Consider the following 20,328-nt stretch of genomic DNA (forward strand, 5'->3'; position numbering starts at 1 on the left):
AGGTAATCTCGTCTATATTTTGAATTTTAATATAGCACAAAGAATTAGCCAATATGCTTTTTAAAGAATGGTATAATTTGCTCAATTGCCTTGCCCGTAGCTTCTTTTCCGTCATACAGGTCATAGTGGCTTGCTCCCTGAACAACCTGAATGGTTTTTTGCTTTGAAGCAGCTTTATCAAACAGTTCAAATCCGTCCCTGTATGAACCAAACGCACCTACTTTATCGCCGATTACTACGTGAAGCGGCTGCGTAAGTAATAAATCTGCCAAATGGAAGGCATCGAATGCCATCGCTTTATCCAAGCTGTCCACACGCAAATGGTTCGGGGAGTTCGGATGCTGCGCTCTCGGTGTCTGGTAATAATCAACGGCTTCAACAACATCAATATCGTTTATTCCTGCTGCTTGCCTTTCTTCCTGTGAGTTTGGTCTGTAAACTGTAATAGCAGGTTCGGCACCTCTTGCCTGTGCGGTACGTTGCTTTGCAATCCCCTCCAGTGTTTTGATGGCTGCATCGGTAGTAAAGTCGCCCTCACGAAGTAAACGACCATAATTTGCACCCACAACCGTCACAACAGCCTTAAATCTTCTTTCGGTCATTGCAGCATTGGCAGCATAGCCACCGCCGCCACATACGCCTAAAACACCTATTTTTTCTTCATCAATATAGTTTAACGTAGTCAAAAAGTCTGCTGCACAACGAAAGTCCTCTATACGGGTTGCGGGGTCTTCTAAAAATCTTACTTCGCCGCCGCTTTCGCCCTGATTGGAAGCGTCAAAAGCCAGTGTAATAAAACCTGCTTCCGCCAATGCCTTACCGTAGATGTTTCCGGCTGTCTGTTCTTTACAACTGCTGATTGGATGCGCACAAACAATTGCCGGATATTTTTTAGTTTCATCAAAGTCTTTCGGGAACTGCAATATGCCTGCTACTTCCCAATTCCTGTTTTTGAATTTTACTGCTTTCATTGTCATTTATCTTTAAAAGTTATTGAACAGTACAAAGATATTTCAAGCTGAAAGCTATCTGCTTAAAGTAATTACGGGAAGACTTTAACTAATTACTGATTTCTGAAAACACTGGGAGAAATACCTGTTTCCTTTTTAAAGAACGTTGCAAAGTAAGATGGGTATTCAAACCCTAAGCTGAAAGCAATTTCACTCACGCTTAATGACGTTGTCCTTAATTTGTTCTTGGCAATCTGTATCAACAGTTGATGTATATGTTCCTGTGGCGAACGACCTGTGTAGTGCTTGATTAAGTCGCCAAAATAGTTGGAAGACAGGTTAGCCATGTCCGAAAAATAAGAAACTGATGGGACTTTCAGCGCATTCTGCTCATCGTGGTAATAGGCTTCAAGATTTTTATAAAAATCAGCTACGGTAGTGTTATACAATTCCTCCCTCGTATCAAATTGCCTGCTGTAAAACTTTTGAATGTAGGACAGGATAAGCGAAGCATAGTGAATGACAATGTCTTTTGAGAAATGCTCATTCCCCTCAAATTCATTCAGTGCTTTTTTGAAAAGGTCAGTAATAATCTGCTCTTCTTCTTTAGTGATGAATAATGCTTCATGGTTACCGTAATAGGTAAAACTGTACTCTTTGGCAATCTTTCGGAACAGTCCTGCATCTATCAGAATATGATAGCCAGATATTTGATGCTCAATATCCCATTGAAGCAAATCGCCCGGTTGGTCAAGATAGACAAAGGCATCAGCCTGGTCAAATGTTGTCTGTCCAAAATTTTTGTCCTTGTCGTAGTCCAGTTTAATTGCCAGTAGATAAAAATCAAGCTCGATAGGTGCTGATTTTCGCCTCATATCCTTTTGCTTTTGGTATTCCACCAAATGGATATGATTGTTCTTATACCCACTGATGTTGGTATAATCCAAAAATTCTTTTATATCGTACTTTTTCTTCAATGCTTTTTCTCTTAATATAATACAAATTTAGAAATTAGTAGGACTATGAGCTTTAAGTTTTCACTGAAAGACTTTCAATTTTTACAGTATAACTAAGAATGCTGATTAACTGCCATACGAATAAGGGAATTAGAATGAAATGGAAAATCAAAGTTTTTTTCTCCGCTTCTTTTTCTTCATTCGTTTGGCAAAAGCCTGTTCTTCGTAATCCTCGGCCTGTGCTTCGGGCAGTAACCCACCAAAGCCATCAATCATTCCTGTATCATCATTCGGTTGTTCTTTATTCAGGAAATCAAAAAGCTGGTGGGTTTCTTCCTTTTCATCTGCAACGTTTTTACCTGTGGTTGGTGCATCTGCGATGCTGGTCTGTTCCGCATTTTGGCGTTGCTCAACTGCCTGCTCTTTCCACCAATCATTAAAGACATTGGCAGAAATATTTTTGCCCAAAGCAGAACCGTTCCAAACGGTACGGCTTTCATGGTCTATAAATGTCATACCATATATGCGCCCCTCATCATTGCGCCGAACAACAGTATTGATGCCTTGTTCCAAAAGTTGCCTTTTAAAATCCGTTTCATTAGTAGTTGTGTGCATAGCTGCCTCGATGGTGTTTTTCAACACGGCTCTTACCGGGCTATTTTTCATCTGCTCTTTAGATTGCATAAAATGTTCCTGCAAGGCTTCCAATCCTGCGTGTTTGCCAAAACGTGAAGCCTTAAAGGGATTGCTGGCTTTTTCTCCCTGTTCGTTCAGGGCAAAATACACCAGCCCATTTTTGGGCTGTCCGTTCAGCTCGCCTTTCACTTCTTCCGCCGTAATATTAAAGAGGGAAAGCAACGCATTATACGTTCCGAGGCTTGGGTATTTGTAATACTTCGGCAGGTGTCGTACCACCGAAGCAATTTGGCTCTTAACGTCTCCGGCTCTGTAATCCACCGGACGGAATACCTGCTCGTTGCCTGTGCTTTGTTTTTCCGTTGCGGATACAAGATTGTATCGCTGTTCTAAATCCCTGCAAATAGCCATTGACCGTGGATGGTCGTAACTATCCGGTATTTTCTTCCCGTCCAAACCCGTACAGACCGTTACGATATGGATGTGGGTGCGTTCAATATCGGTATGCTTAAAAACAATATAAGGTTGGTTGCCATATCCCATTTCCTGCATATACAACTGTGCCATTTCCATAAACTGCGCATCGCTGACCCTATCCGCAGGATCAGGGTTCAGCGATATATGGCGCACTGGCTTTTCGGTTCTGATATTTGCGGACAAATAAGGTTCAAAACGCTGGTGCAGGTAGCTGGTCGAATAGTTATTATCCAACCTTTCAGGTATCTTGTTCAATAGTAAAAACTGCCCTTTTTCCGTATCAATCTTCTGTTGGTTGTAAGAAATCGCACCGTACAAATTCTCACCCTTGCCAATCTTCGCTATCATTTTATTGGTCTTTGTGCAGGTGCTTTTTCTCAAATTCCTGTGCCAGTTCAATCACTTTCCGGCACAAGTCCGCCATTTCCGCTGTTTGCTTTTCCAGTTTAAAGAGATAAGCTGCTGCTTTTTTCTCCGAAAAATTACGGTACAATATCTTCACGATTTGATTGTAGTTCACACCAACCGCCCTGAACTGGCTGTAAAAATTAGTGAGCCGTGTATGAAACTCTATGGCATCCATATCAATTTTTACGGTCTTTACTGTTTTCTGAAAGATGCAGGCGATAATAAAATGTGCCATTACTTTCATTCCCGATTGCTCGAACAAGCTCAGGAACTGTGCATTTTCCGTGTCGTTCAGGCTAATCGAATAGCGGTGGATAGCAGGGTCTTTCTTAGGCTTGCGACCACCTTTGCTAATTTGATTTCTTTTGTTGTCTTCCATATCTCTAATCCATTATAATTAAAATAAACCCCGACTTCGGAGGGCGTTTTCCGGCTCCATGCAATGGCAAGTTGTTTTTAGCTGCGGAAAGCATTTCGAGCAGCTAAAAACATAACTTGCTCTGTTCGGGTGAACAGAAAATCCGCCCTGCGGGACGGATTAAGTAAAGTAGAAAAAACGGCTTTGAGCCGTTCCACCTGTTCCCTGTTATCTGAAATGATTTCTCCATTCTTCTGTTGCATTTATGCAATTACAAAATAAGCGCAGCTTTCCCAAAGCATTGCAGTACGACATACTGCCAAACCCTGCCACTGAACGCCAAAACAGGACAGGTTTAATAAAGCGGGTATATATCTGCATTCCTTTGTATCAGCATCCGCTTTTAACTGAATATGTATGTAGGAACGTGGCTACATAGCTATGTGAATACGGAAGCAGGCAAGTAACGATGTATGCGATTGGGTAAGCCTGTACAATATGATGTAAGCTGTTATGCAGATAAGCAGGTAAAAATGTACAGTTACATTTCCCTGCATACGGATATAAAACAGGATGTATGTTTTTACGAAAATACCAGCGTACAAAAGCCTGCAAATGAAAATATGCGGATGTGCCTATGTAATTACTTGGGTAATCAGCTATAAGAATATAGCAATACATAAACAAATGAATAATTAAAAACAGTTACGCACATGGACACAAAGAAACAACCATTGTTTATCGCCTTTTCCTCCCAAAAGGGTGGTGTAGGCAAAAGCACTTTTACCACACTTGTTGCCAGTCTTCTTCATTATCGGCTTGGCTATAATGTAGTCGTCTTTGACTGCGATTTTCCCCAACACAGTCTGATGCAGATGAGGGCAAGAGATATGGGCAGCATTATGGGTAATGAGGTGTACAAAAAACTGGCTCATAAACAGTTTACGAGCATCAATAAAAAAGCCTATCCGGTTATGCAGCATCGGGCAGACGGTGTGCTGGATGAGGTAGCGCAATTCCTGCAATCTTCTTCCGTTCCGGTGGATGTGGTTTTCTTCGACCTGCCGGGTACGGTCAATTCCGCAGGGATATTGAAAACACTGGCGGGTATGCACCACATCTTTACACCCATTATCGCAGACCGTGTAGTCATGGAAAGCACCTTGATTTTTACACAGGTATTAAACGATGTTGTCCGCAAACAGGGCGCAACGGCTATCCAAAGCATCAACCTGTTTTGGAACCAGGTGGACGGCAGGGAAAAATCTGCTTTATACAACGTGTATGAAGACTTAATCAACAGCTTGGGCATCCACTTGATGGGTAGCCGTATCACAGATAGCAAGCGTTTCCGAAAAGAGGGGGAAGCCGAGGCAAAAACGGTCTTCCGCTCGACCTTGCTTCCTGCCGATGAACGGTTAATGAAAGCCTGCCGTTTGGATTTGTTTATGGAGGAATTTTTAAGAACCGTGAAATTGTAAGCCCTATGGAAAATGATAATAAAAGGAAAAACAAGCCGGAGATAGACGAGGAATTTTTGATGAACATTATCGCCGATGGCGTAAAAAAGGACGGTTTGAATATACCGCCCGAACCTCCTAAAAAACAGGAAGCGGAAAAAGAGCCGGAAAAGCCAGTAAGCAGGGAAAGGAACCGTTCAAAAAAAGCCAGCGAAGCGGATTACGAAAAGCTATTTTTCAAAAGAGCGGAAACCAACGCCCGCAATGGAAAGTCGGTGTATATACGCCCCGATTTCCACGAAAGGCTTTCCCGTATCGTGCAGGTCATCGGTGAAGACAAGATAACGATATATGCCTATCTCGATAACCTGCTGGAATATCATTTTCAGGAATTTGGCGAAGATATTACCAAAAGTTTCAATGATAAGTATAAACCCATTTTATAAGTACAGCTATGGAAATTATAATAGTTATCTGCTTGCTCATTGTTATTGTGCTGTTGGCAAAGGACAAAATCATCATTAAAAAAGTGGTAAAGAGCAAGCCCCAGCAACCTATGGTAAATCCCGATTTACCGGAAATAATGGGGCAACCAAAACCAATAGAGCGACACATAGTGCCAACAACTGCCACAAAACGTCAATTGGTTGAACAGGACGATATACCTGATAATTTTGGAACAGAAACCTACGAAACAGGTTTTTCAAGGGAAATTCCGCAGGAAGAATTGGATGAAGTTTTCGGGAGTGAACCTGATTTTGATTTCGAGGATGAGGACGAAGAATGGGAAGAACAGGGATTACCGGACAGCGACAATGGGTTTGCCACAGGGGTTACCTTTGATGAGCTAAGTACCGTGGGGGCATTGTTACAGCAGGATGTGCTGGAACCTGCCTTGCAACAAAAAGCGGTCGATATAGTTCAGCGAATACAAGGAACCGAATTGTTTAGCTTGCTCGAAAACTCAATGGAGGGGGCTTCGCAAAAGATTGCAGCGTTGTTGGATAAGAGCCTCTCCACCGGAACGGATTTCAGTTCTTCCAATTTGCGGAATAAGGATTTAGAGGGTTTCGACATCGGGGAGTTTGTGTAAGCAAACTCCCTTTTGTTTATATCGCTTTATCAAGCCTTTTATGAATGTAGAATATAGTGTTCAAAATATCCAAAGCCTCATCTTCGGTGATTTCAAATTTTATTTTAGGTTCATGTGCCGTAGAGTTTCTGATTAAGCCAAACATACCTTTAATTAAATTACATAATCCTAAATGCTCGCTTCTATCTGTATCTGTTTTTAGGTGATTAATTTTAACCAAAGGATTACTGGTAGAAAATGCTGTTTCTGCCAACGCATTACCATCTGCATAAAGTCCGGTCATTGTCCTTAAACGGTCTGCAATACTTTTGGTAGCCTCAAAGACTGAATGAAAGTAGTTTTCAACCAATAATTCAGCTTTGCAATATTCAAATACCGCAGCATGAACATTTCTGTTTTCCAACTTATGTTTTAAACGGCTGGCACGTTGTTCAGCTTCTGCGATTGTTGTAGCCTTTTCAACCAATCTGAATTTACCTTGTTCTGTAAATTCTGTACCTATAAATGCTAAACGTTTATTAACCTCTAATCTACGATTATGAAAAATTTCTTCTTTTCCAATGTATCGCACAGGTTGCAAAGCATCTTGCACAAATCTTAGTATATGATTTGAGCATTGGTTTTTATTCTGCCAATCAGCAAATGCCGAAAACAGCCTTCTCCATTTTGTGTTTTGAGGGTCAATATCTGGAATGTTTGAGTTTAAAAGAATTTGCCCTATTTCCGTGCCTGTTAAACCATCCGAAGTATCTCCAATAGTTCTACATAATCCCTCCAATACGTGTGCTTCAAACATTGGACGTTTAATACTTGCCATTATTATTTTTTCATTTATTTAGAAAATCGTTATTTAATAAGACTGATAAATTCGGCAGCATATTTCTCTGCCAACTCACGGCTATTTTCAACACTTGCTGTTTCTCTGTTCCAGTTCGCTTTTGTTGTCCAATTATATGACCCATGAATAATTGTCTTTAAATCAATAATGCAAAACTTATGGTGCATTATATTTTCATATTTCCCGTTTTTGGGAACTCTTTTTGTTTCAAAATACTTTTCATAATCGAAGCCATATTTCGTATTAATCTCATCGTCTAAAACAACAACACGAACGTTAATACCTTCTTGCTTTCGATTGTATAGCTCCCTCATTAGTGTTTTGTTTGTAAACCACGCTACCGCTACCCAAATAGAAAATTTCGCAGCTCGAATTTGCTCAACAATCTGCGCCTCTATATCCTCAAAATGAACTTCCACTTCAATATTTTCCGGCAAGTCCGCACCTATAATTTTATACTTTCCCTCGAAATCTTCAAGTCGATAACCATCCTGTTGTAAGAGTGGGTTAATTTGTTCTACTGCTGCCTTTATATCTTTTGAAGTGTCTTGGGCAAAATGTCTTGGGTCGAAGACTACCTGCAATAGCTGAACCATCTCTTTTCGACCATTTATTTCATATAATTTTTCTAAAACATACGCATTTCGGCTAAGACTATTTGGCATCCCACCGTCACCATATTTATAAACGTCTTTGAACCCAACGTGATTAAACAGTTTCAAAATTTTTTCACCTGTTAATCGTGGTGTTAAATGATTATCACCTGATATAAATTCCTTTATGCTTTCTATTGTTAAGTCCGAAAGTTTCATGTTCTATTAAAGTAAATATTATTAGTGCTAAAATAACATAAACTAATTTTATAGAGAAGATAAGCCACTTTGTAACATGATTTAGACACTCCTAATGGTTTCCTAAAACGCCACTCACTGCCAAGTAATTCCACTGAAAGACACATCATTATTACGCCTTGTTTTTCCTGACACTTTTGTCCCTAAAGCCCGCACGAAGTTGAAGGATTTCGACATGGAGGAGTTTGTGTAAGCAAACTTCCTTTTTATCTATGGTAAATTTAAGCGACTGCAATCACGTTATCATTCCCAAACCATACTTTAGCTTTAGCTATTACTTGCGGGTCAGGATTATGAAAAAAAACTGCTAAACTTTCTTTAGCCCTTGTACAACAAACATAAAATATCTTTTGAGTTCTATCCAATACACTTGCCGAGCCTGTTTCTAAAAAAAGATTTCCGAAATTGTAATTGTTCCAACCTCCATTATCAAGTATCACCAAGACGTTATTAAATTCAGCACCTTTAGTTTTATGCTGTGTTGAAAAGGGTGTTTGTCCTTCTAAATATTCGTATAGTTTCTGAAATTCACTAAACTTGACATCCTTTACACGGTTGTACAAATACTCTTTTTTATCCTTAAAATCAATGAGCTTGTCATCAATCAAACAAATACCTTTTTCATTAGCATCGTTAATTACGTCTTCAATCGTTTTTTCTCCAACATTTACAAGGCTTTCAATATTTTCTTTTAATGCCCTTTTGCTTGCTATACTTACTATTCTAAAACGATAGTCGGTGGCTCTTAGAAACTCGTTATACTTTTTACTCTGATACAGAAAAATGTTAGTTTGAATTTTGAATAAGTGTTTTATCAGATTATCTCTTTTTGAACCTTTCTTATTTTCATCGTTTTCATCTTGCTTTTTATCATCAATGAGAGCATCTTTATTCAAATAGATTTTTCTTACTTCCGAAAACGGCTTATCCTTTAATTGATTATAAAGCTCTGCTTTTAAAGGGTCAGCCATTATAATATCCTTTTTTAATTGCTTCTGTCTGTTTTTTAATTGAAACTTATCTACAACAACATCAAAAGTATCATCGTCATTGATTTCGACTTCTGGCTTGTTGTTTTTCTTGTTGTATTTAATCTTTTCAAGTATTTCAGATTTCAAGCCAATAATGGGGTCGTCATCATAAATATCCATTAGGGTTCTAAAGCCAGCTTTACCTGCTATTAAATTGTGAGTAAGGTTCAGTTCCTTTGTTTCTTTTGAATTATTGAAATCCCATTGATAGTTTTCTTCCAGGAACTTTTCAACCTTACTAATATCTCCATCCGTAGAATGTAAAAATAAAACAGTGCCTTGCTTTACAACACCATCGACCATATTAGGTGCTTTAGGGTCAATGGATGGCTCTTGCGTTATCCCGTCTGTCCTTAGTTTATTAGCTAAGTCAATTACAAGTTGAGGATTTCTTCTATTTTGTTTTTTCGGAATTTCATTCACAGTATCCGCATCGTTTCCTTTGTATTCATCTAAATTCCCAATGCCATCTTCATAAATTGATTGCATCGCATCACCAAAAAAACCAATAATATTTTTCCTTTCGCTTTTCTTGAAATGAGTTAGAAATGTATCTACAACATCTTTACTTGTATCTTGATACTCATCAATAAAAATGAATTTGTATTTATCTTTTACTATACTACTTAGTTTAGGATATTTCTCGAATAGGTAATTGGCAACTACAAGTAATTCATCATGAGAAATTATCCCTTCACGTAACCTTACAAATTCTTTATACTGTATTCCATCTGGCAAAAGGTCAAAGTATGTGTCGGGAATGGGATGTACATCCTCAATTGAAATCTTGCTAACCTCTTCATTATTCGCCAAAGAAATGATAGCCTCTTTAAGCTCCTTTTGAAAATGTTTTATATTATCCCACAAAAAGTCGTGTATCGTAGATACATTCAGGTTCTTGTGGTTTACTCTTTCTTCGATTTCCTTTACTGCCGCATTGGTGTATGTCATGCAGGCTACTTTTGCCGTTGGATATTCTGCAATTACCTGACGAATGACACTTACCAGTGAATAAGTTTTGCCACTTCCTGCTCCGCCGCTTAAAAGAAAATTTCTCCCATTGTCAATTGATTGAAGAATTTCTTGTACTTCGGGTTCTAAACTTAATCTTCCTTCAACCATAATAAACCATTTTTTATATATGCTGGAATATCCCAATTGCTAAAGTCCTTATCACTGTGATATAAAATATCCAATGCAAAGTGAGTTTTCTTTTTAATACAGGAGCCTGCTAATGAATAGGCATCATTGGCAGCCTCGTCAAATAACTTTCTATTTTGTAATCCCTGAAATTCATCTTTTTTGCCATTTACAAAAGCACGGTTAATATGAATAAATGCATCCTCGAAACTCCTTGCATGATATGCATTTTCTTCCTGCTGATAGCATATACAAACCGTAGAACTTCCAACAAGAATTGTTCTATTTGCGACAGGCAATGTCTTTAAATCATCCCAAACAACTTCTTTCAAAAAATGATTGATTGCAGAATTGCTTGTTTTTGTTCCCTCATTGACGGGGCAAGCACCCCAAACATCTTGCCCTTTGTGGTCTTTCTTTACAACTTTAATGGCATCAATATCCGTTAATATCAAAGATTTAATACCTAAAAAGTCAATAAATTTTTCAAAGATTTGGGAATATGCGCCCACTTCAATTATTGATATATTTTGGGATAATAGCGGAAGAAAAGTGTCCTCTTTACCCTCTGCCTTTAGGCGAGCAGCTTCTTCCAAATCAACTTTTCGCATAAAGGTTGGTATCAATATCCTTTCTGTGTCGCCTTCAATCAAAACGGCTTTATCTGCAAAGAAAATTTCAGCCCTGCTTATTGTTAAATATTGTTTTAGAAATTGATATTGGCTTGGGTCGGCATCGTATTGCTTTCTTAAATCCGAAAGATTTTTTGCAACAACATTATTTTTATTCTCCGATTTCAAGTATTTAATATCATCAAAATCACTATCTGCAACAATATGGGACGAATGGGTAGTAATGATATATTGTAAGGGTCTTTTTATTCCGTCATCCCGCTTAATACCTTCAGCAAGCAATTTCTTTATATTCTTTATAAAGACATACTGCATTTGTGGATGAGTATGGGCTTCCGGCTCTTCGATAATTAGTAAATTAATGTCCGCTGGCCTTTTGTCTTTATCTCTTTTGAAATCCTGGACAAGAATTTCAATTTCAAAAATCATACTTATAAGGTTCATGTAACCTAAGCCATTGTAATGTTCAGGTAGCTTATGGTCATCATGAGTATATACTACGGTTGTATTTCCTTCAAGTAGTTCCCTGTGTTGCAGTGTTGAAATTATTGCTATATCAGTGTCATTCAGTTTTATTCCTCCGAAGTCTTGTACTTTTTTAATTACATCACTGAACAGGTCTTTGTATATTTCGCTTAATGTACTATCAGTTTCAGAAAGCTGGTCTTTAAAATTTTCAGTAGCTTGATTTTTTTCGCTGTTATCCTCCTGCTTTTTATAAAGACTGGATGTTTGTTTTGATAAGGTATTTTCCTTCTCCTTATTGGTTACATCTCGTCTTGCACTAATGTATTTGAAGCCAATTATATCTTTAATGGCAATACCTTCACTTTCAAGGTCTATAAAATTAGCATCATTAACTTTATTAGTAGCCATATCATACTCAAAAGACATTTTATGGGTATGGAAATAGTTATCTAATCCTTGCTTTAAAAATTCTTTAATCTCGCCGGGTTTATTTTTCTTTTTTGCATCAACTTTTCCCTTTTCATTTGCTTCAAAAGCGGCATAGTCGGTTTTGACTTTAAAAAAATCAGTGTAGGTTACCGTATATTCAAATCCCAATACAATTTTGTTATTGTCCGGGTCTAAATCCATCAAAACTCTACTAACATTTGATAAATCATCTTTCTCGTTGTATTCAATAAATATTTTTAGTTTGATGCCTTTGGGTGTAAATTCTTCGGGAATAGCCCCTGATTTTATAAGAGCTTCTAATTCGTTTTTGAAATCAATATTAAAATCATCATAAGAAAATTTACTTTTCTCGTTCAGGAACTTGTCAAGAACGGAAAGGATAGAGGTTTTTCCCGTATTGTTTTTCCCGATAACTAAGGAGAGGTCTTCCTCCAAATCCATTGAAAAATTCTTTAGTAGGCGAAAATTTTCAACTTCAATTTTTATAATCTTCATAATGGCTGTTTATCGTATTTAATTAGTTTTTACTGTTCCCCTCTCTCATTCTTTTTTGTGTCATTTTTAACGCTTGTTCAGCTAATGGCTCGTCTCGCAATAATTCGGTCATTTTATCCGACAGCCACAAAATCAATAGTTCGTCCAATTGTACATTCAGAAATTCAGCGAGCCTTTCCAAATGCTTTCTCGGTAAAAGTCTTTCTTCATTTTCCACCTTGCTGATAAAAGCGTTATCCAACTGTAAAGCGGCTCCAACCTCTCGTAGAAACAGCCCTTTACTTTCTCTCAATTCTTTTATGCGTTTACCAAGTGCCATTTTGATTTTTTAAGACTTGTCTAAATAAATCAAATTTAAGCAAAACAATGCAATAATCTATAAGCCAAGTAACAGTATATGAGATTACAGTAAGGCAATTAAAAATGTACTAAAAATTCTTAGACACTGCCACTCACTGCCAAGTAATTCCACTGAAAGACATATCGTTATTGCGCCATGTTTTTCCTGACACTTTTGTTCCGAAAGCCCGCAAAGAGCGGGAAAACAGAAACAAATTAATGTGTTTAAATCATGGAAAAACAAAGAAAAAAAGTATTGCTGACAGGCTTAGGGTTACTGTCAGCATTTGGTGTGTTCGCACAGGGCAACGGCTCGGCTGGTATCAATGAAGCCACGCAGATGGTAACAAGCTACTTTGACCCTGCAACCCAACTCATCTATGCGATTGGTGCAGTCGTGGGGCTTATCGGAGGCGTGAAAGTGTACAATAAATTCAGCAGTGGTGACCCTGACACATCTAAGACGGCGGCAAGCTGGTTCGGAGCCTGTATTTTCTTAATCGTTGCAGCTACTATCCTGCGTTCATTCTTCCTTTAATCCATAGCCCTATGAGTAGTTACAATATCAATAGAGGCATTGGAAGAACGGTTGAGTTCAACGGACTGAAAGCACAATATCTGTTCATTTTCGCAGGCGGTTTGCTCGGTATGCTAATCCTCGTGATGGTTATGTACATGGCAGGCGTAAACTCTTACGTGTGCCTGTTCATCGGAGCTGGTGGCGCATCGCTCATCGTATGGCAAACATTCGCACTCAACGGTAAGTATGGCGAACACGGGTTAATGAAAGTCGGCGCAAAAAAAAGGCATCCGAAATATATCATTTGCCGCAAAGCTATACACCGCTATTTGAAGTTAACCGCTAAACACAATGCCGTATGAGAAACACAGCAAAAGCCACAACGCTTGAAAGCAAGTTTCCATTACTGGCGGTGGAACACAATTGCATCATTTCAAAGGATGCGGACATTACGGCTTGCTTTCGGGTACACTTGCCCGAACTATTTACAGTAGCATCACCAGAGTACGATGCCATTCATTCGGCATGGCACAAGGCAATTAAAACCTTACCCGATTTCTCCATCATCCACAAACAGGACTGGTTTATCAAAGAAAATTATGCACCTGATATTGCACAGGATGGATTGAGTTTTTTAGCGAAATCTTACCAGCAACATTTCAACGAACGTCCCTTTCTCAACCATTACTGTTACCTCTTCCTGACCAAAACCACAAAAGAACGGATGCGGATGCAGAGCAACTTTAGTTCGCTTTGCAAAGGTGTTCTTATCCCGAAAGAAATAAGGGATAAAGAAGCCGTTCGCAGATTTATGGAAGCGGTGGCACAGTTTGAGCGCATCATGAACGATTGCGGGTTTGTGAAACTGGAACGACTGACCGAAGATGACATTATCGGTACAGATGACAAACAGGGATTGCTGGAACAATACTTTACCCTGTCAAGGGAAACGGGAACAGCCATGCAGGACATCGCTCTCGGTTCAGAAGATGTGCGTATTGGCAACAAAAGGTTGTGCCTGCACACCCTTTCAGATACGGACGATTTGCCCGGAACGGTATCGGCAAACACCCGCTACGAAAAACTGTCAACTGACAGAAGTGATTGCCTGTTGTCCTTTGCTGCTCCGGTGGGCTTGCTTCTTAGCTGTAACCATATCTACAACCAGTATTTGTTTTTGGATAACAGTGATGAGAACCTGCGCAAGTTTGAAAAATCCGCACGTAATATGCACTCGCTGGCAAGGTACAGCAGGGCTAATCAGATTAACAAAGAATGGATTGAAAAGTACCTGAACGAAGCGCACAGCTTCGGGCTTTCCTCCATTCGTGCGCACTTCAATATAATGGCGTGGTCGGACGACCCGAACGAACTCAAACAGCTAAAGAACGATACAGGTAGTGCGCTGGCTTTAATGGAATGCAAACCACGCCACAATACCGTTGATGTTGCCACGCTGTATTGGGCAGCTATGCCGGGCAATGCGGGCGACTTTCCCGCAGAGGAAAGTTTTTATACGTTCATTGAGCCAGCCTTGTGCTTCTTCACCGAAGAAACCAATTACCAAAGTTCGCCCTCACCGTTCGGTATCAAGATGGCAGATAGACTAACGGGTAAACCTATCCATTTGGATATTTCCGACCTGCCCATGAAACGGGGTATCATCACGAACCGCAACAAATTTATTTTGGGGCCATCAGGTTCGGGTAAATCTTTTTTCACTAATCACATGGTGCGGCAATACTACGAACAGGGCGCACACGTCCTGCTCGTGGACACGGGTAATTCCTATCAGGGATTATGTGAGTTGATTAAAGGAAAGACCAAAGGCGAAGACGGTGTTTACTTTACCTATACCGAAGACAATCCTATTGCATTCAATCCATTTTATACGGACGATGGTGTATTTGACATTGAGAAAAGGGAAAGTATCAAAACGCTCATCCTTACCCTATGGAAGCGTGATGACGAACCGCCGAAGCGTTCGGAAGAAGTGGCATTGTCCAATGCCGTGAGCGGCTACATAGACCGTATCAAACAAACCGATGAATACCCATCATTCAACGGCTTTTATGAGTACGTGAAAGGTGATTACAAAAATGTGCTGGAAGAAAAACAGGTACGGGAAAAAGATTTTGACCTCGCAAATTTCCTGAACGTACTCGAACCTTATTACAAGGGCGGAGAGTATGATTACTTGCTCAATTCAGATAAGCAACTCGACCTGCTTTCCAAACGCTTTATCGTGTTTGAAATTGATGCGATTAAAGACCACAAAATTTTATTCCCAATCGTGACCATCATCATCATGGAGGTCTTCATCAACAAGATGCGCCGATTGAAAGGTGTGCGTAAGCTGATACTGATTGAAGAAGCGTGGAAAGCGATTGCGAAAGAGGGCATGGCAGAATACATCAAGTATTTGTTTAAAACTGTCCGCAAATTTTTTGGTGAAGCCATCGTGGTTACGCAGGAAGTGGACGACATCATCCAGTCGCCCATCGTAAAAGAAAGTATCATCAATAACTCCGACTGCAAAATCCTGTTAGACCAACGCAAGTACATGAACAAGTTCGATGACATTCAGGCGATGCTCGGACTTACGGAAAAGGAAAAATCACAAATCCTTTCTATCAATATGAACAATGATGCAAGCCGACTTTACAAAGAGGTATGGATTGGCTTGGGCGGTACGCATTCCGCAGTGTATGCCACAGAAGTTAGTGTTGAGGAATATTTAGCCTACACCACGGAGGAAACCGAAAAAATGGAAGTGATGCAGCTTGCCCACGAACTGGACGGCAATGTGGAGCAAGCCATTAAGCGTATCGCCCTCCAAAGACGTGAAAAAACAAATAATTATTAATCATTAAAAAATCAGAAGCAATGAAAAAAGCAATGTTACTGGTGTGTACGGTATTAATGTTAGCCGTTGCACCATCCGCTAAGGCACAATGGATAGTTACTGACCCTGCAAACCTTGCATCGGGTATCATCAACAGTGCCAACGAAATCATACAGACCTCATCCACCGTATCGAATGTCGTTAAGAATTTCAACGAGGTAAAAAAAGTGTATGAACAGGGTAAGGAATATTACGACAAACTGAAAGCCGTAAGCAACTTGGTGAAAGATGCCCGTAAGGTACAGCAGACTGTTTTGCTGGTGGGCGATGTATCCGAAATGTATGTGAAGAATTTCGGCAAGATGATGAACGACCCAAATTTCACCCCACAGGAATTGGCGGCAATCGCCAACGGTTATTCCACGCTCCTGAACGAAAGTACAGAGTTGCTGAAAGAACTGAAACAAATTGTCAACAATACCGGACTTTCCCTGAACGACAAAGAGCGCATGGACATCATAGACAAGGTGTACAATGAGGTAAAGGACTATCACAACCTTGTGCGCTATTACACCAATAAGAACATCTCCGTAAGCATTTTGAGAGCCAAGAAACAGAACAATACCAAAAGGGTGCTGGAACTGTACGGCACTGCTGAACAAAAATACTGGTAAGCTATGGAATGGAATAATCTTCACGAAATGCTGCGGAGCCTGTACGATGAAATGATGCCTTTAACGGCAGACATGGCGGCAGTGGCAAAAGGCATCGCCGGACTGGGCGCACTGTTTTACGTTGCCCTGAAAGTATGGCAGGCATTGAGCCGGGCAGAACCAATAGACGTGTTTCCGCTCTTACGACCTTTTGCCATCGGGCTATGTATCATGTTTTTTCCAACAATGGTATTGGGAACAATCAATGCGGTAATGTCCCCCTTGGTAAAAGGCACACACGCCATGCTCGAAGACCAGGTGCTTGACCTGAATAAGCTGCAACAGCAGAAAGACCAGTTGGAAAGGGAGGCAATGCTACGCAATCCCGAAACCGCTTACCTCGTAAGCGATGAGGAATTTGATAAGAAGCTGGACGAATTGGGATGGTCGCCGTCCGATTTGGCAACCATGTCGGGAATGTACCTTGACAGGCAAGCCTACAAGATAGAAAAAGCGATAAAGGAATGGTTTCGCAACCTGCTGGAAATACTGTTTCAGGCGGCGGCACTCGTCATAGACACGATACGAACATTCTTTCTTATTGTGCTTTCGATATTGGGGCCAATAGCCTTTGCCATAAGCGTATGGGACGGTCTTCAGTCTACGCTTACGCAATGGCTGACCCGATATATCAGTGTCTATCTGTGGTTGCCCATATCTGATATGTTCAGCTCCATACTGGCAAAAATACAATCGCTCATACTGGAAAGGGATATTGAAATGCTTGCCGACCCAACGTTTATACCCGACACATCCAACACCGTGTACATCATTTTCATGCTGATTGGCATTGTGGGTTATTTCACCATTCCAACGGTGGCGGGCTGGGTGATACAGGCGGGAGGTGCAGGAAATTTCATGCGCAACGTAAACTCTACGGCATCGAAAACCGGAAACCTCGCCGGAGCCGGAACGGGAGCCACAGTTGGCAATATAGGCGGCAGGTTAATGAACAAATAATAATCATCGTAAAAATGGAATTTAAGACTTTAAGAAATATCGAAAACAGTTTTAGACAGATAAGACTGTATGCTATTGTATTTGCCATTCTCTGCATTGCAGTGGTAGGATATGCCGTATGGCAGTCCTACCGCTTTGCGGAATTACAACGGCAAAAAGTATATGTACTGGACAATGGCAAATCATTGATGCTGGCATTGTCACAGGATGCAAGCATTAACAGACCTGTGGAAGCCCGTGAACACGTAAGGCGTTTCCACGAGTTGTTTTTCACCCTTGCACCGGACAAGAATGCCATCGAAAGCAATATGAAGCGGGCGTTTAACCTTGCTGATAAATCGGCTTTTGATTACTACAAAGACCTGTCGGAAAAGGGCTACTATAACCGTATCATTTCGGGCAATGTACAGCAACGCATCGAAGTAGATAGTGTGGTCTGCAACTTCGACAACTATCCTTATGCTGTAAGAACCTACGCCAAACAATTCATTATCCGTTCCAGCAATGTTACAAGACGAAACCTTGTAACCTCCTGCTATCTCGTAAACTCCGTCCGTTCGGACAACAACCCACAGGGCTTCAATATCGAAAAGTTCGCCGTGCTGGAAAACAAGGACATAGAGGTCATAGAACGTTAAAATCAATCTTATGGAAGCATTATCAGATTTAAACACATTTGCCAAAATCCTTACAGCCAAAGGATATAATGGCTATTTCCATACGCAGGGTGCGTATGCCGGAAAATTGAAAGAAAGCATAGGTACATATCTCGAAAATTGCCGGAAAGGTACAGAGGGAACACCTAAATCTGAACTGCTGCTGACAGGCTTCCTCCAATGGACTGGTGAAGATGAGCCACGGATAGAATGCAGTATGTGGGTAAAGTACCTGAACGGAAAATTCTTCCTCCATAAAATGGAAGTTGCAAAGAAAGACCAGTTCGGCGGGTTACTGAAACAGTCGAAACTGACCAATCTATCCGTAATTACTGCTCCCAAAGCTAAGGAGGTAATCGCTATGGTAAGCGATACGCCTGTGCAAAAGGTTGTTCCCAAAGGCAAAGGTTTCAGGCACTAAACTAAATAATCAGGCATGAAAAAATGGAGAACAACAATCAGTAAATGGTTTGATAGGCTCGATGAGCAGTGGCGGGATTTACCTGTTAAAAGGCAACACCACTATACGCTGCTACTCTTTGCAGGCTATGCAGCATTGTCCCTTATCGTCATAGCGAAAGTATGTTATGATGTTGGCGAGAGCGATGGCAAGCTGACAATAGAGCATATCGAAAACCCGCTTATTAAGCAAAAAAAGTCCTCGGCAAGTCCGCAGGACAGTATAACAACAATTTTAAAACGTAAAATGTATGAAAGATAGCGAAAACAAAAGAGTGAGTTTTCTGGTCGAAGATGACGGGCAGAAAACCGGAACAGACGTGCCGAAAGACGGTGCGCAGAGCAAAGCCGAAAAGTTAAAGAAACCCATCATTTTCGCCCTCATGGGCGTGGTGTTTCTCGGCTGTATGTACCTAATCTTCAAACCGTCTTCGGATAAAAATAAAATAGAAGATATTGGTTTGAACGATGCCGTACCACAGGCGACCGATGCAGGTATGCAGTCGGATAAGCAAAAGGCTTATGAGCAGGAAATGCTCGAACAAAAAACACAGGAAAAGCGTAGTTCCCTTATGTCCCTGTCGGATTATTGGAATGAAGACAGTACCGCCAATAAGGAAGCAGTTCTACCGGATGAGGGTTACGAAGACGGATCTGCTGACGGAGGCGGTACACGCAGGAATGCAAATCCGGCATTGAACAGTTACCGCAATGCACAGAATACACTGACCTCGTTCTATGATAACAACGATAATCAAACGCAGGAACTCCGTAAACAGATTGACGAACTGAAAGAGCAGTTGGCAGAAAAGGACGTACCACCAAACAATACCGTCCAAGACCAGTTGACGTTGATGGAAAAGTCCTATGAAATGGCGGCTAAATATTTACCGTCCAGTACGACTACACCATCCAACAAACCCGATACGATTATTGCGACAAAGGGCGGTACACAAAAAGAGCATTTTGTGGCTTTCAAGCCTATCAGGAAAAATGCTGTATCAGCCCTGTACCGTGAACCGACCGATAGTGCTTTCCTTGCAAATTGGAACGAAACCCGCAACAGGGGATTTTATACAACCGGAACAAGCGAACAGGTACAACAGCCTAAAAACAGCATTAGGGCAATTGTACAGGAAACACAGACCGTAACCGATGAAAGCGGTATTAGGTTGCGTTTGCTGGAAACAGCAAAAACGCCCAGCCGTACCATTCCCGTAGGGACGGTACTAACGGCAAATGCAAAATTTCAGAATGGCAGGTTACAGTTAAAAGTAACATCCGTTGAGTTTGAGGGCAATATTATTCCTGTGGATATAACCGTGTACGATTTGGACGGACAGCAGGGTCTGTATGTGCCTTATTCGCCCGAAATGAATGCTTTAACGGAAATCGCTTCCAACATGAGCCAGACCTCCGGTACTTCCATTATGATGACCCGTTCCGCCGGGCAACAGGCGGCGGGCGACCTATCCCGTGGCGTGGTGCAAGGTATATCGGGGTATTTCTCCAAGAAAATGAGAACGCCAAAAGTTACCGTTAAAGCCGGTCATCAGTTATTCCTTGTTTCAAAAAACTAATGTTCAACAAAAA

General features: G+C 40.7%; 21 protein-coding genes. 12 read left to right on the plus strand and 9 right to left on the minus strand.

What is annotated here, in order from left to right; translation table 11 throughout:
• Positions 1-44 precede the first annotated feature (44 nt).
• The 4 genes from DRF59_RS00810 to mobA all read right to left on the minus strand — a co-directional run bounded on the left by DRF59_RS00810 (position 45) and on the right by mobA (position 3,806).
• Positions 45-971, minus strand: coding sequence for an alpha/beta hydrolase (locus tag DRF59_RS00810; RefSeq protein ID WP_115956644.1), 927 nt, complete (start codon positions 969-971; stop codon positions 45-47).
• Positions 972-1,063: 92 nt separating this feature from the next.
• Complete coding sequence (locus DRF59_RS00815) at positions 1,064-1,927, minus strand: helix-turn-helix domain-containing protein (RefSeq protein ID WP_167456627.1); 864 nt, start codon at positions 1,925-1,927, stop codon at positions 1,064-1,066.
• Positions 1,928-2,074: 147 nt separating this feature from the next.
• Positions 2,075-3,367 (minus strand): conjugal transfer protein MobB, encoded by a 1,293-nt coding sequence (mobB, locus tag DRF59_RS00820; RefSeq protein ID WP_115956399.1) that lies wholly within the window; start codon positions 3,365-3,367, stop codon positions 2,075-2,077.
• A gap of 1 nt (position 3,368) precedes the next feature.
• Entirely contained in the window at positions 3,369-3,806 is a 438-nt protein-coding gene (gene mobA / locus DRF59_RS00825; protein ID WP_115956400.1) for a conjugal transfer protein MobA, read from the minus strand.
• Between the two features lie 692 nt (positions 3,807-4,498).
• Here mobA and DRF59_RS00830 point away from each other — a divergent pair.
• The 3 genes from DRF59_RS00830 to DRF59_RS00840 are packed head-to-tail and all read left to right on the plus strand — an operon-like array spanning position 4,499 to position 6,338.
• Positions 4,499-5,266 (plus strand): ParA family protein, encoded by a 768-nt coding sequence (locus tag DRF59_RS00830; RefSeq protein ID WP_115956401.1) that lies wholly within the window; start codon positions 4,499-4,501, stop codon positions 5,264-5,266.
• A 5-nt stretch (positions 5,267-5,271) separates the two neighbouring features.
• Positions 5,272-5,691, plus strand: a complete 420-nt coding sequence (locus DRF59_RS00835; RefSeq protein WP_115956402.1) for a DUF3408 domain-containing protein — start codon at positions 5,272-5,274, stop codon at positions 5,689-5,691.
• Between the two features lie 8 nt (positions 5,692-5,699).
• Complete coding sequence (locus DRF59_RS00840; RefSeq protein WP_115956403.1) at positions 5,700-6,338, plus strand: conjugal transfer protein TraD; 639 nt, start codon at positions 5,700-5,702, stop codon at positions 6,336-6,338.
• Between the two features lie 16 nt (positions 6,339-6,354).
• Here the strand turns inward: DRF59_RS00840 and DRF59_RS00845 are convergent, their stop codons facing one another.
• From DRF59_RS00845 to DRF59_RS00865, 5 genes are all read right to left on the minus strand, one after another.
• On the minus strand, positions 6,355-7,155 hold the full coding sequence (locus DRF59_RS00845; protein ID WP_115956404.1) for a TIGR02391 family protein: 801 nt from the start codon (positions 7,153-7,155) through the stop codon (positions 6,355-6,357).
• A 29-nt stretch (positions 7,156-7,184) separates the two neighbouring features.
• Positions 7,185-7,988 (minus strand): phospholipase D-like domain-containing protein, encoded by an 804-nt coding sequence (locus DRF59_RS00850; protein ID WP_115956405.1) that lies wholly within the window; start codon positions 7,986-7,988, stop codon positions 7,185-7,187.
• Positions 7,989-8,248: 260 nt separating this feature from the next.
• Positions 8,249-10,180: a UvrD-helicase domain-containing protein gene (locus DRF59_RS00855; protein WP_115956406.1), complete on the minus strand. Its 1,932-nt coding sequence runs from the start codon at positions 10,178-10,180 to the stop codon at positions 8,249-8,251.
• Entirely contained in the window at positions 10,162-12,243 is a 2,082-nt protein-coding gene (locus tag DRF59_RS00860) for an ATP-dependent endonuclease (protein WP_115956407.1), read from the minus strand. The genes DRF59_RS00855 and DRF59_RS00860 overlap by 19 nt, the downstream gene beginning before the upstream one ends.
• A 22-nt stretch (positions 12,244-12,265) precedes the next feature.
• Positions 12,266-12,562: a helix-turn-helix domain-containing protein gene (locus DRF59_RS00865; protein WP_115956408.1), complete on the minus strand. Its 297-nt coding sequence runs from the start codon at positions 12,560-12,562 to the stop codon at positions 12,266-12,268.
• A gap of 252 nt (positions 12,563-12,814) precedes the next feature.
• Here DRF59_RS00865 and DRF59_RS00870 point away from each other — a divergent pair, with 252 nt between their 5' ends.
• From DRF59_RS00870 to traM, 9 genes are read left to right on the plus strand one after another with little or no spacing between them, the layout of a single operon-like run.
• Positions 12,815-13,120: a DUF4134 domain-containing protein gene (locus tag DRF59_RS00870; RefSeq protein WP_115956409.1), complete on the plus strand. Its 306-nt coding sequence runs from the start codon at positions 12,815-12,817 to the stop codon at positions 13,118-13,120.
• Positions 13,121-13,131: 11 nt separating this feature from the next.
• Entirely contained in the window at positions 13,132-13,464 is a 333-nt protein-coding gene (locus DRF59_RS00875; protein ID WP_115956410.1) for a DUF4133 domain-containing protein, read from the plus strand.
• Positions 13,461-15,968 (plus strand): TraG family conjugative transposon ATPase, encoded by a 2,508-nt coding sequence (locus tag DRF59_RS00880; protein ID WP_115956411.1) that lies wholly within the window; start codon positions 13,461-13,463, stop codon positions 15,966-15,968. The genes DRF59_RS00875 and DRF59_RS00880 overlap by 4 nt, the downstream gene beginning before the upstream one ends.
• 20 nt (positions 15,969-15,988) lie before the next feature.
• Entirely contained in the window at positions 15,989-16,621 is a 633-nt protein-coding gene (locus tag DRF59_RS00885) for a DUF4141 domain-containing protein (RefSeq protein ID WP_115956412.1), read from the plus strand.
• 3 nt (positions 16,622-16,624) lie between these two features.
• Positions 16,625-17,620 carry a conjugative transposon protein TraJ gene (gene traJ / locus DRF59_RS00890; RefSeq protein WP_115956413.1) on the plus strand — a complete coding sequence of 332 codons (996 nt, stop codon included), beginning with the start codon at positions 16,625-16,627 and terminating at the stop codon, positions 17,618-17,620.
• A 14-nt stretch (positions 17,621-17,634) separates the two neighbouring features.
• Positions 17,635-18,258 carry a conjugative transposon protein TraK gene (traK, locus tag DRF59_RS00895; protein WP_115956414.1) on the plus strand — a complete coding sequence of 208 codons (624 nt, stop codon included), beginning with the start codon at positions 17,635-17,637 and terminating at the stop codon, positions 18,256-18,258.
• Positions 18,259-18,268: 10 nt separating this feature from the next.
• Positions 18,269-18,697 (plus strand): hypothetical protein, encoded by a 429-nt coding sequence (locus DRF59_RS00900; RefSeq protein WP_115956415.1) that lies wholly within the window; start codon positions 18,269-18,271, stop codon positions 18,695-18,697.
• Positions 18,698-18,712: 15 nt separating this feature from the next.
• Entirely contained in the window at positions 18,713-18,997 is a 285-nt protein-coding gene (locus tag DRF59_RS00905) for a nitrogen regulatory IIA protein (protein WP_115956416.1), read from the plus strand.
• Positions 18,987-20,315, plus strand: a complete 1,329-nt coding sequence (gene traM / locus DRF59_RS00910; protein WP_115956417.1) for a conjugative transposon protein TraM — start codon at positions 18,987-18,989, stop codon at positions 20,313-20,315. The genes DRF59_RS00905 and traM overlap by 11 nt, the downstream gene beginning before the upstream one ends.
• Positions 20,316-20,328 lie beyond the last annotated feature (13 nt).

Origin of the sequence: Chryseobacterium flavum, from assembly GCF_003385595.1 — a bacterium.
GTDB lineage: Bacteria > Bacteroidota > Bacteroidia > Flavobacteriales > Weeksellaceae > Chryseobacterium > Chryseobacterium flavum.